This window comes from Alkalihalobacillus bogoriensis ATCC BAA-922, assembly GCF_000621445.1.
Classification (GTDB): domain Bacteria; phylum Bacillota; class Bacilli; order Bacillales; family Bacillaceae_F; genus Bacillus_AO; species Bacillus_AO bogoriense.
On sequence record NZ_JHYI01000012.1, the window covers coordinates 17,549 to 30,242 of the forward strand.

The 12,694-nt window shown below is 37.1% G+C and carries 11 protein-coding genes and 1 other RNA gene; 1 reads left to right on the forward strand and 11 read right to left on the reverse strand.

Annotation, left to right across the window (positions count from 1 at the left end; translation table 11 throughout):
• Positions 1-126 precede the first annotated feature (126 nt).
• From T323_RS0104990 to T323_RS0105005, 4 genes are read right to left on the reverse strand one after another with little or no spacing between them, the layout of a single operon-like run.
• On the reverse strand, positions 127-942 hold the full coding sequence (locus T323_RS0104990) for an ABC transporter ATP-binding protein (protein ID WP_026672281.1): 816 nt from the start codon (positions 940-942) through the stop codon (positions 127-129).
• On the reverse strand, positions 942-1,973 hold the full coding sequence (locus tag T323_RS0104995) for a FecCD family ABC transporter permease (RefSeq protein WP_026672282.1): 1,032 nt from the start codon (positions 1,971-1,973) through the stop codon (positions 942-944). The genes T323_RS0104990 and T323_RS0104995 overlap by 1 nt, the downstream gene beginning before the upstream one ends.
• The gene (locus T323_RS0105000) at positions 1,970-3,004 is read right to left on the reverse strand and encodes a FecCD family ABC transporter permease (protein WP_026672283.1); all 1,035 of its coding nucleotides are present in this window, start codon (positions 3,002-3,004) and stop codon (positions 1,970-1,972) included. The genes T323_RS0104995 and T323_RS0105000 overlap by 4 nt, the downstream gene beginning before the upstream one ends.
• Before the next feature lies 1 nt (position 3,005).
• Complete coding sequence (locus tag T323_RS0105005; protein WP_026672284.1) at positions 3,006-4,073, reverse strand: iron-siderophore ABC transporter substrate-binding protein; 1,068 nt, start codon at positions 4,071-4,073, stop codon at positions 3,006-3,008.
• Positions 4,074-4,476: 403 nt separating this feature from the next.
• Here T323_RS0105005 and T323_RS0105010 point away from each other — a divergent pair, with 403 nt between their 5' ends.
• Positions 4,477-5,475 carry a helix-turn-helix transcriptional regulator gene (locus tag T323_RS0105010; RefSeq protein ID WP_035177801.1) on the forward strand — a complete coding sequence of 333 codons (999 nt, stop codon included), beginning with the start codon at positions 4,477-4,479 and terminating at the stop codon, positions 5,473-5,475.
• A gap of 61 nt (positions 5,476-5,536) precedes the next feature.
• On the opposite strand, the gene T323_RS0105015 is transcribed toward T323_RS0105010, so the two are convergent.
• The 7 genes from T323_RS0105015 to T323_RS0105040 all read right to left on the reverse strand — a co-directional run bounded on the left by T323_RS0105015 (position 5,537) and on the right by T323_RS0105040 (position 12,693).
• Entirely contained in the window at positions 5,537-6,724 is a 1,188-nt protein-coding gene (locus tag T323_RS0105015) for a phosphotransferase (protein ID WP_026672286.1), read from the reverse strand.
• A 281-nt stretch (positions 6,725-7,005) separates the two neighbouring features.
• Positions 7,006-7,365, reverse strand: a transfer-messenger RNA (tmRNA) gene (gene ssrA, locus T323_RS28290).
• A gap of 103 nt (positions 7,366-7,468) precedes the next feature.
• Positions 7,469-7,939: an SsrA-binding protein SmpB gene (gene smpB / locus T323_RS0105020; RefSeq protein ID WP_026672287.1), complete on the reverse strand. Its 471-nt coding sequence runs from the start codon at positions 7,937-7,939 to the stop codon at positions 7,469-7,471.
• A gap of 65 nt (positions 7,940-8,004) precedes the next feature.
• Entirely contained in the window at positions 8,005-8,619 is a 615-nt protein-coding gene (gene srtD, locus T323_RS0105025) for a class D sortase, LPxTATN-specific (RefSeq protein WP_035177805.1), read from the reverse strand.
• Positions 8,619-9,431, reverse strand: a complete 813-nt coding sequence (locus tag T323_RS26020; protein WP_051556381.1) for a processed acidic surface protein — start codon at positions 9,429-9,431, stop codon at positions 8,619-8,621. The genes srtD and T323_RS26020 overlap by 1 nt, the downstream gene beginning before the upstream one ends.
• Before the next feature lie 160 nt (positions 9,432-9,591).
• Positions 9,592-11,883: a ribonuclease R gene (gene rnr / locus T323_RS0105035; RefSeq protein WP_373279323.1), complete on the reverse strand. Its 2,292-nt coding sequence runs from the start codon at positions 11,881-11,883 to the stop codon at positions 9,592-9,594.
• Positions 11,884-11,943: 60 nt separating this feature from the next.
• Complete coding sequence (locus T323_RS0105040; RefSeq protein WP_026672290.1) at positions 11,944-12,693, reverse strand: alpha/beta hydrolase; 750 nt, start codon at positions 12,691-12,693, stop codon at positions 11,944-11,946.
• Position 12,694: the final 1 nt, after the last annotated feature.

Below are 12,694 nucleotides of genomic sequence, written 5' to 3' on the forward strand. Positions count from 1 at the left end.
TTTAACGACAATTATGGATAAATAACAGATCCTATGTCCGAACGCCCTAACTCATACAATACGCCAACAAAAAAGAAGCCGCAGCCAACTGACAAACGACTTCCTACTAGCTATGTTTTAACGGAACTACGAATATACCCTCAACTTATTATGATGTCTACCAATGGGGATTACTGACGGAGTACATGAAACCGGATCGCTTATTACCGTACAATGAAGCCCAAATATATCTTCAATCAAATCACTAGTAATCACCTTTGATGGCTCTCCTTCAGTGACAAGTTTTCCCTTATGCAACGCGAAAATATAGTCGGCATAACGTGCTGACAAATTAATATCATGAAGAACCATGACAATCGTTGTTCCGTATTTTCGATTAAGGTCTGTAAGCAAATCAAGGATTTCGATCTGGTACGTGATATCTAAATACGTTGTCGGTTCATCAAGAAACAGAATGTCTGTTTCTTGGGCAAGTGCCATCGCAATCCAAACACGCTGTCGTTGCCCACCAGATAGTTCATCAATATTTACGTCAGCAAATTCTGTAATATTCATCATATCCATGGCCTCAGCTACAGCTTCATAGTCTTTTTTCGTCCACCCTTTTAAAAATGTTTGGTGCGGATATCTTCCTCGCCCCACTAAATCTGCCACTGTAATCCCTTCAGGAACAATAGGAGATTGCGGTAAAAGACCTAACACACGAGCCAATTGTTTTGGTGGAATCCGGTGAATCGGTTTTCCATCCAATGTTACTTGTCCAGATGTAGGTTTAATCAATTTAGCCATCGTTTTAAGCAATGTTGATTTTCCACAACCATTGGCCCCAATAATAATGCTAATTTTATTGCTTGGAATGGAAAGACTAACATCATGTAATATTGCTTTATTCTCATATCCTGCTGTAATTCCTTCAACTTGAAAAATATGTGTTGGTTTCATTACAAATCTCCTTTGCGATTAATACGAATGAGCAAGTAGAGCAAGTAAGGCGCACCAAGTATACCGGTAATGACACCAACAGGGTACCTAGTAGCAAAAGCAAATTGTCCTATTAAATCGGATGCTAATACTAAAATGATGCCAACCAAACCAGCTGGTATCATGTTTGAAAATCCAACACCGACCAATCTTTTGGCAATCGGTCCTGCTAGAAAAGCGACAAAGGCAATAGGTCCTGTCGTTGCCGTTGCTAAAGCAATGATAAGAACCGAACTAATAACTAAAACAAGCCTCGTTTTATCTGTATGAATGCCTAGGGAGGTTGCTGCTTCCTCTCCAAGCTCTAATAAATCTAATCGTTTTCCAAGTGCAATAATAATCGGTGTAAAAATCAAAACGGTTAAAACAAGCGGAGAAAGGGTTTCCATTTTCACTCCATTTAAACTCCCACTTAACCATCTCATCGCCGTAGGTAAGTCTTGTTGCCGACCAATCAGTAACAAATAGGAAATAACCGCATTTAACATCGCTTGAATCCCTATCCCTACTAAAATCAACCTTCCAATAGAAAAAGATCTTCCTTTTGATAATAGAAAAATGATGATTGCGGTAGCAAGCCCTCCTACAACTGAAGCAATCGAAACAACCATATTACTCGCATGAAGAACAATAATACAAAAAACAGCAGCTGCACTTGAACCAGCTGTAATTCCAATGACATTTGGATTCGCTAGCGGATTTCGAAGCATCGTTTGAAAAATATACCCTCCAACCCCAAAAGCAAATCCAGCAAATACTCCTGCAATCATTCGAGGAAGGCGAATTGTACCGATAGCAAAAGATGCGCCTTGTACGTCTTCTCCTACTAACACTCGGATAACATCACGGACCGGATATATCGTATTCCCTAACATGAGCATTGCACAACAAAGGGCAACCGCGATGATTGCCAATAAAGAAGTCATGAAAATAAAACGACGACGTCTCTTTTTTCTTCCAACCATTATAAGATTAATAGATTCATTTATCATAGCGCACGCATTTTCGCTTTCATCGTTATTAAGATTAAAATAGGAGCACCAATAAACGCTGTCACAACACCAACTTCTAACTCACCTGGACTCCCGATAAGCCTACCACATATGTCTGATATCGTTAAAATAATCGCTCCTGCTAAAGCTGACATTGGGATAATATAACGTAAATCTGGCCCAATCATAAGCCGGATAACATGAGTAGCTAATAACCCAATAAAACCAATCGGACCAGCTAAAGCTGTTGCAGCTGCACATAATAAAACACCACCAAAAGCAGCAATCAATCTAAGCATACCCGTACGTACGCCCAACCCTGTAGCCACTTCATCGCCTAATGCTAATGCATTTAAAGCCGGAGCTGTGAAAACGGCAATGAGTAAACCGACAAGTAAAAACGGGAGAAACGTTGAAATCGAATTCCAGCTTCCTGAGCCAACACTCCCAACTTGCCAAAATCGAAATTGGTCCATCACATTTGTACGAGGAATCATGATGGCCATAACTAAAGACGATAATGCCGCACTTGTGGCAGCCCCCGCTAAAACTAATTTAAGGGGCGTGGCACCGCCACTCCCCAAAGAACCAATTCCGAATACAAAAATGGCAGTTACTATTGCTCCCGCTAGTGCAAACCAAATATATTGACTAGCCGAACTAATATTTACAAAGGAAATTCCAATAACAACAAAGAGGGCTGCACCAGTGTTGACACCTAAAATACTAGGGTCAGCAATTGGATTGCGAGTGACAGACTGCATAAGAGCTCCTGAAACTCCTAATGCAGCACCGCACATGAGACTAAACAACGTTCTCGCAATTCGTTGCCGAACGACACTCGATTCATGTGACTGCACATCGAGGTGAAATAACCCCTCCATTAATCCTGTCCAGCCAATCGTCCGTGAGCCAAAAGCAAGTGAAGCTAAAGCACTTATTGCTAATAAAATGATAAGCAATAAAAGAACGCTAAGGAAATATTTTGGAACATGTAACTGCTTTATTTCTGAAACGGATGTTTTCATCATTTTAGTTTAGTTTGCTAACAGCTTCTGAGATTAAAGTTAAATACTCATCTATCGAATATTGGATCGAAAGTGGGTTCGGATTTCCTGCTGCTGCAAGTGGTGTATTATCACCAATCACGACAACTGATCCTCGTTCAATCGCTGGTACTTTCCCAAGGATAGAGTCAGCTTGAAGCGCAGCTAATGTATTCTCATCACCATATGTGATTAACACTTCTACATCATTAAGAGCATCTGCATTTTCAGCACTTAATTCAATATAAAAACTATTCGGGTCAGGAATATGGTTTATTAAGCTTTCTGGATATTCCATTCCTATTTCTCCAAGAAACTCCCCACGAGGATCTGCTGGTGTATACACATAAAACTTCGATAAATCAGCTACTGAAATCATTGCAAATGCTGCTTTTTTTCCTTTGATTTCTTCGTGTTCGTTTGCTTTATCTTGAATCAGCTTTTCTGTATCGGCAATCAATTGTTGACCTTTTTCTGCCATCCCCATACCCATAGAATTCAATTTCACTTGGTCACGCCATGAAGTTACCCAAGGTCCCGTTTCATAGGCAACAACGGGAGCTATCTCACTTAATGTCTCATATTCTTCTTGTGTAATTCCTGAATATGATGCAAGAATGACATCTGGATTCGCGTCTGAAATAGCTTCAAAATCTAAACCATCCGTATCTTGAAAAATATTTGGGCTTTCTTCCCCAAGTTCCTTTAATTTTTCTGCCGTCCAAGGCAACATCCCACTATCATCTTGAACACCATAGTTTGCCGCTGAAAACCCTACAGGGACAACATCAAGAGCAAGCACAACATCATGGTTTGCCCATGAAATCGTAACAATTCTCTCAGGTTTCTTTTCAATGACAGTTTCGCCTAGGGCATGCTGAATTTTGATTGGATATTCAGCTGTTACCTCTTCAGAATCTGTTGTTTCTGTGTTCGTTTCATCACTCATTGCTGGTTCTGTGTTTGATTGCTCACTTGAACAACCGATTAGTGAAAACATAAGCATAGCTATTAATAATGTAACGATTACTGATATTTTTCGTTTTGTATTCATTTGTGTACTCATCCTTATCTTCATTTAATTTGATAATGATTATCAATATCATTTATTATATTTTTTTAAGCATATTTGTCAATGGTAATTTTATAGAGATAGGCAATAGCTCGTACAATGCATTGATTTTTTTACACTATTTAGTAATCAACCTTCCTTCTGCATTCGTTTTTGAGTAAAAGTCTTAACAAAGCAATGATTACTTTGCCTTTAGTATCTGTTTGTTCTCCCTATGTTTAGATCACCCTAGTCAAAATAGATTGACTTCAAGTACAAGCTTAATTGTATATGATAATCATTCTCATAGAAATATCTACACCTATTTTCATTATTTTTGCAACATATCGAATTGAACACTATTCTCACATGGACTATACTTATTTTTAAAGGAGAGTAGAAAATAATGATAACCTCTTATCAACAATTTAAATCTAAGTTTATAGAAAAACTAACATTCACTAAAATCGATTGTGGCTATTACACTTTATACACGAATAAAGCGAGACCTGAGCTTGGTCACCTTATTAATTATTCCAGAGAAGGTTATTATGAATTTTTTATCGCTGACTATACAATTCCTGAAGATTTCTCGTTCAAATTTGATAATCCAGAGCAATTGATGAGGTTTGGGGTCGTTTATGAAGGTGTAACACAGTTTAAAATGGAAGAAAACCCTGTCTATACGTTTACTCCTTCCTCCTTTTTTGTGATTGAAAAAGATATTAAAGTGACAACAACATGGACAAAAGGGCAACATTTTCACGGAACTGAAATCACAATAACGGAAAACTATTTTAATGAAATCCTAAAGCCTAACTTTCCAAATATCATTGATTTTCAGTCACTAATTAAAAACTATACTTATTTATATCTACCACTGGAAATCACTGAAATTATTGGACAATTACAAGGGTTACATCATGACGATTCTTTAACAAGTATTTATGTGGAAAGTAAAATTTTAGAGTGCATTGCCATATTCATAAATGAAGTGACAAAGTCGAAGGAAAATGCGTTTACAAACCAAATTGACTACGGAAATATTCATATTGGTACAAACAGAATTATGAAATTAACCTTTTCGGACATTCAAGCGATTCGAAAAGCCCATGATATTTTACAAAAAAACTATTTTAACCCTCCTACAATTAAGGCGTTAAGCAAGATGGTCTTTTTAAATGAACAAAAGTTAAAGGCCGGGTTTTCAAAGCTATATCACACATCGATCGGTGAATATATAAATAAACTACGAATGTCGGTTGCAGCAAATCTCTTATCAACAACAGACTTCAGTATTGACGAAATCGCTCATAAAGTCGGTTACAACTACTCCGCAAATTTTGCTAAAATGTTTAAAAAGACTTATGGGAAAACACCGTTGCAATTTAGAAAGACAAAATAGTGATAAGAAATTCCTTTCTTGCACGGACCATTTTTTAAAACGAAAACCCGCATGACCATTGTCATACGGTTTTTCGTTTAACATGATTAACAACTTCTTCTATGTAATTAATAGCCGGAAGCAAATAATCCGAATGATTCTCATTTAATTTTTTATTCATAAAATTAAACCAAGTAATAATAAGAGAATATACCATAAATACCTGTTCAATTGGTTTTAAATAATTTGTAATTTCTGATTTCAATAAAAAATATTGTTTTATTTCTTTGAAATTTAATCCTTCTCTTCGAAAATATTTAACTAAATCTACACCCTTAACCCCGTATCCACAATATGCCCAATCAATTACTTTATAATTTTTTTCATTACTATCATATATAATATTAGTGCTTTGGAAATCACCATGTATAAATGTGTAGTTCACCTTTGGTTCTAACTCTTTATAAAAACCATTACCAATAATCAACTTCTCCAATCGTTGAATTAAGGATACACTTTCTAGTGAGTAATTTCTTTCCCTTGCTTGATAATATAACCACTCAAAAACTTTTACATTGGTCTCTCTTTTATGAAGCATCGTAAAAATTTTAGATAGCGTAAGCGGTTTTGAAGAGAAATCTATTTCTACATCACTCGGAAAAATATCCTTAATCTGGTTGTATTGAATACCATTTATTGCTTTGTTAACATTATATACATCCTCAAAATGTTCATAAAAGTTAGGGTAATCACCTTGGATTTTTTCCAGTGTCAAAAAACAAACTTGAGGACCTTCAATTTCTTGAAAATGTATCAATTCTGGGCTAAAAATCTTCAACTCACTAAATTTTTCTCTAATATTATCATAAAATAGCCGTTCATTACTTAATTTCTTAGATTGAACTATTTTTGTAAAGTACTTTTGGTCGTTACTTATATCAATATGCTCTATAAATCCAAGGTTGTTTCCGCCAAACTCAACACATTTATAAGTTGACTTCACTAATGAGGTGTCCACATTTATAGCCTTTTTAATAATAGCTATAATATCATTTATATTTTCATTAAGGATTATTTCCAAATACTTCTTCATTGATTCGGTCGCTTTTCTCGGTCTTTTCAACCTCCTATAACAAGTACTTAATTCTTTATAGTAATCGGGATGCTTTGGATTATAATCTACAAGTGCCTTTGCACATTCCAAAGCCTTTCTCCATTTCCCCTTATTTTTATATGCTTTAAGTAATTCATATGTTTCTTTTTCGTTCATCGTTCCCCTCCATAATCATATATCTTTTACGGTATTTTAACATAAAATTTACATTCTTTACATGAAATATACGTTTATCTAACTAGATTCACCTTTTGATAGAACAGTTTTCACAATTACGTTACAACTATTTATCCCCCACTTCCACAAACCAAAAAAAGCCGTCCTCACAATAGAAGACGGCTTCCAAACTATATAGTTTTGTAAGTATAACTAAATTCGTTACCATTAATGTAACCACAATTTTTAAAACTCTTGTTCCACCAACATTTACTATGTATTGGTGGAGACGGTGGGAATCGAACCCACGTCCAAGAATAACGCAACTTAAGCTTCTACGAGTGTAGTCACCGTATTCTCATTTCGCCAACTCATCTGCCCAGTGACAGGCGACCGAGTGGCTAGTCTGATTAATCTCTTCCTTCGCCCTCAGACGGAGAGCAACCGGCGTAGCCCACTAAGAGTGAGTCCCTGACCCTACCACATGGGCGATGGAGGGAGGAACCGCATAGTGCTATTAAGCAGCTAGTGCGAAGTTGTTGTTTTCTTTGCCAGTTATAGGCGTTGGCGTTTTAACGAGGCCGACCCCCTCGACTCGCAACTTAAGCCCGAACTATCCCTGTCGAATCCTAAACGTCCCCAGGATTAGTAAGGCTAAGAAGCCTTATTCAATTAGAAGAGCGGTTTTTCACGCCCTTGGATTTATAATTATAGCATACCAAAGTGAAAGATCCAACTTCTAAATTATCCCTTTTGTCGCTCACGAAAAGCTCTTTCGATTTCACGCTTTGCATCTTTTTGCTTTAACGATTCGCGCTTATCAAAATTCTTTTTCCCTTTGGCAAGCCCAATTAATAGCTTTGCAAAACCATTTTTCACATACAGCTTTAATGGGACAATCGCATAGCCTTTTTCTTTTGTCGATCCAATAAGTTTCGCGATTTCTTTTTTATGAAGCAACAACTTACGTGAACGTATTGGGTCATGGTTATAACGGTTGCCTTGTTCATAATGACTAATATGTCCATTAATCCAAAACATTTCCCCGTTATTGTCAATTCGAGCAAAAGAATCTTTAAGCTGAACTTTACCCGCTCGAATCGACTTAATTTCCGTTCCTTTTAAGACAATTCCCGCTTCATATGTTTCTTCGATATGGTAATCATGTCTCGCTTTTTTATTTTGAGCTAACACTTTTCCTTCAGTTCCGGCCATTATCAACGCATCCTTTATAGAATGATTCAATAGTTAATAATAGCAAAAAAATGTCATTTAAGCAATTATTCAGGCTCAACCAAATCGGCAATGAGAACATAACGCTCTGGAGCAGAACCAATAAAGTCAAATGGATAACAAGTTGTCACGGTTAACGTTGCTTTTGGTCTTGGTACAATGACCGTTCGATCGTCTTCATCAACAATTCGTACTTTTCTTACTTTATACGTAAACTCTCCTGCTTCAGTAGTCACAACCAAAAGGTCGTCAACTCCAACTTCTCCTAATCTGCGGAATACTGTATCACGATGTCCAGACAAGACGGAATTATCTTTTAATCCAGGTAACACACTTCCGGCATAATGTCCGACCCCTTTTTCTAACTCATCTTCGCTCGTCCCATAAAAAATCGGGAGCTCTGCGTTTAGCTTCGGAATCGTAAGTACTCCAATCTCATCGCCAATATTCGGTTTATTCGGATATATCACTTCTGCTTTAGTCTCGTTTTCAACTGGATCTTCTTCCACTACTTCTTTTTCTGTTATCGGGCTAACTGCTGTATATCCTCTAAAAAAAGGAGGAAAGTGCTGAAAAAACAATGCAATCCCAAAGCCAATACATACGATAGATAAGGAAAGAAGAATCAATGATTTGATTCTTCTTTGTTTGACCTTATTCATTACGATAATGCCTTCCCTTTACGGTATAAACCAAATCCAACCGTGACAGCCATTAAAGCAAACAACATGCCAAGACCATGGTCAGTTGCTGTTTTAGGTAATTTACCACCTTTTACTGTTTTATCTGATTGAATCGGTGCAGCACCCGTTGCTTCTTCTGTAATTTCTTTTATCACGTCAGAGCCGAACATATCTGATGTAATTAAAATGTCAGCTAAAAATTCACCTTGAAGATTGTAAAGTTCGATTAATAAATCAGCTCCATCAACACTATCTAAAACAATTAAATCACGAAGAGAAATCGCTTCTTTATTACCGTCTTTTACTAAAAAATATTTTGCTTCCATTTCAAACACACGTAATAATTCTTCCCAAATTGATGCTAATTCTTCTAACTCAGCATCTGTTAAATCATCAGCGCTATCAAAGTCAGGTAAAGCCATAATACGTGCTTCTAGTGCTTCTAAATTAGCAAGAACTGTTTCCCCATCTAAGGCAGAAACATGGTCAAGCAATCGAATAAGCTCGTCCTCTGTTAATCCAAATAAAGCAAATAATTCAGTTAGATCGTCTAAACTTATTTCATCAAATTCCGCATCAAAAATAATCATTTCTTCTAATTCCTCTATTGATTCGTAATCTGCCAATGTATCGCCATATTCAGCTAACATTTCCTCAAGTTCCACTAATGTTAACTCGTACTTATCAAGTAGTTCTTGAAGATTTTCATCTGTAATTGGTGTTGCTGCAAAAACAGTTAAATTAGGTATAACAAAAAGAATAGCTAAAAATAAAATAAAGACCTTTTTCATTGTGCTCCCCCTAGGATTTTAATGTGAATCAATTTATTATAAATGATAATTTAAAGGATAAATATCTATTTCATTCGACAAAAACCAAAGATGTTTCGACAAACTAAAAAGAGGTTACTATTAAAGGAAAGTCCCTCTAATAATAACCTCTTTTTCACTTTTATTTCGGCTTCTTTTTGCCTTTTTTACGTTTATTTCTCGGAGCGTTTTCATAAAACTTTTTCTTCTTCTTTGGTGCTTTTTTATCACCTGCTCCGGATGCACTTGCTCCTTTTTTACGATCGCCAGGCTTTTTACGGCGCTCGCCTCCAACAATCACTTTTGGACGTTCTTTTCTGACTGTTTTTCGTTCACCTGTCATGCCTACAATTTCAAAGTCAATGGATGCCTCATCGACGTTCACATTCACACAACGAACTTCTAGCCCATCACCAATTCGAAAGACATTTCCTGTACGTTCGCCGATCATTGCATATTGTTTTTCATCATAATGATAATAGTCATCTGTTAAGTAACTAACATGAACGAGTCCTTCAATCGTGTTTTCCAATTCAACAAAAAGTCCAAAGTTGGTGACACCGCTAATCATCCCTGTAAACGTTTCACCAATTTTATCTTCCATATATTGTGCTTTTTTCACTTCATCTGTTTCACGTTCTGCTTCAACAGCTCGACGCTCCATTTCAGACGAATGCTTCGCAATTTCTGGAAGCTTTTCATTCCATAAACTTTGTGTTTGTTCATCGACTCGTCCTTCGACTAAATACGTACGAATGAGTCTGTGTACGATTAAGTCAGGATAACGACGAATTGGCGATGTAAAGTGCGTATAGAATTCTGTTGATAAACCAAAATGCCCTAAGCTATGTGGGTCATATTTGGCTTGCTGCATCGACCGTAACATGACCGTACTAATAACGGTTTCTTCAGGTTCACCCCGAACTTCCTCTAACAATTTTTGTAATGCTCGTGGATGGACTGTGTTTGCATTTCCTCGCACCACATACCCAAAGTTCGTTATGAATTCAAGGAATTTCGTTAGTTTTTCTGCATCAGGGTCTTCATGAATACGGTAAATAAATGGAACTTTCATCCAGTGGAAATGCTCGGCAACAGCTTCATTTGCTGCAAGCATAAATTCTTCAATGAGCTTTTCTGCAACTGAACGTTCTCTGATCACGACATCTGTCGGTTTTCCATCTTCTTGCACAAGCACTTTTGCTTCTTTAAAATCAAAGTCAATGGCGCCACGTTCAAAGCGCTTTTTCCGTAATATCGCTGCTAACTCTTCCATTAATTTAAAAAATGGAATAAGAGGCTCATACCGCTTCATGACTTCTTCATCAGCTTCTGTTAAAATATCCCGGACATCCTTATACGTCATACGTTCTGTTGTACGAATAACACTTTCAAAAATTTCATGATGGACAACTTGCCCATCTGGTGTAATTTCCATTTCACACGACAATGTTAGCCTGTCCACTTTCGGATTTAAACTACAAATCCCGTTTGACAAACGGTGAGGAATCATTGGAATTACACGGTCAACTAAGTAAACGCTCGTTGCACGCTCTCTTGCCTCTAAATCAATTGGTGAACCTTCTTTTACATAATAACTAACGTCAGCAATATGGACGCCTAGTTTATAATTCCCATTGTCTAATTTTTCTACATTTACAGCATCATCTAAATCTTTCGCATCGGCACCATCAATAGTAACGATCGTTTTATCGCGTAAATCACGACGTTTTCCAATTTCATCTTCTGAGATCGAATCTGGAACTTTTTCTGCTTGATCAATGACATCTTGTGGGAACTCACCTGGCAGACCGTGTTTATGAATAATCGACAAAATATCGATGCCCGGGTCGTTTTTATGGCCGAGAATAGTTACAACTTCCCCTTCTGCACTCATTTTGCCTTCAGGGTATTTTGTGATTTTTACAACGACTTTATGGCCTTCGACAGCACCCTTATCTGCATTTTTGGGGATAAAGATGTCATTGGGAATTCGTTTATCATCAGCAACAACAAAGCCATAATGTTCGCTATCAACAAATGTTCCTACGACTTCTTTTAATCCACGTTCAATAATACGAATAACTTCGCCTTCTGGTCTAGCACCCGTTGACTTCGGATGAAGACGGACAAGAACCGTATCTCCATTCATGGCGTTTCCTAAATCTAAGTTAGATACGTACACATCTTTTCCTTCAAATTCTTCTTCTGGAATAATAAAGGCAAATCCTTTTGCATTTGCTTGCACCCGACCGCGAACAAGGTTCATTTTGTCAGGAAGACCATAACGATTGCTTCGTGTTCTCACGATTAAACCTTTATCTTCCATATCATTTAAAAGTTTGACGAATTCTTTAAAATCACTTGAATCTTGCAATCCAAATGCTTCCTCTAATTCTGTCACTGAAACTGGTTTTGTCACTTCTTCTCGCATATAATGCAATATTTTTTCTACTTGCTGTTCAGACACACCCATTCACTTCCTTTTCATTCATTAGTTAGAAGACCAATCCAATGTTTCTAAAAAATGATAAACATCCTCGTGGAGTTGTTCTTTTTCCTTATCAAGGGTGATGACATGACTGGAATGTTCATACCATTTTAGTTTCTTATTTGTTGCTTCAACGGTGTCATGAATAATAGAAGCACTCTCCAGATCAATCATTTCATCATGGCGAGCTTGCGCAACAAAGACTGGGGCATATATATGATCTAAATGCTCGTGGACATCCGTAATTAACTTCTGTAGAGCCTGTAATGTATTCATCGGTGTTTGTTTAAATTTCTCAATTTCCTCTTCAATTTGGTCCTCAGGTTTCCCTTCAAACTTTTTATATTGCCGAGCATAATCAACAACACCTTCGTACATAACCTCTTCACTTTTCGTTTTTACGGGAGCACACATTGGAATAATTCCCTTTACTGGATAAGTATACCCTATCTTTAAAGAAAAGACGCCTCCAAGTGAAAGTCCACATACTGCAATCTCTTCATAGCCTTTACTTTTTAACCATTCATAGCCTTCAACAACATCACTCCACCAATCTTCGGGTCCTGTATGAACCAATTGTTCTGGTGGAACACCATGACCTTTATAAAGAGGCGCATAACATGTATATCCTTGTTTTTGTAAGTATCGCCCTATCATTCGCACATCAGCAGTTGTCCCTGTAAACCCATGTAAAAGAAGAACCGCCCGTTCTCCTCCTTCAAACATAAACGGCTTTGGAGCTACTGGTTTCATT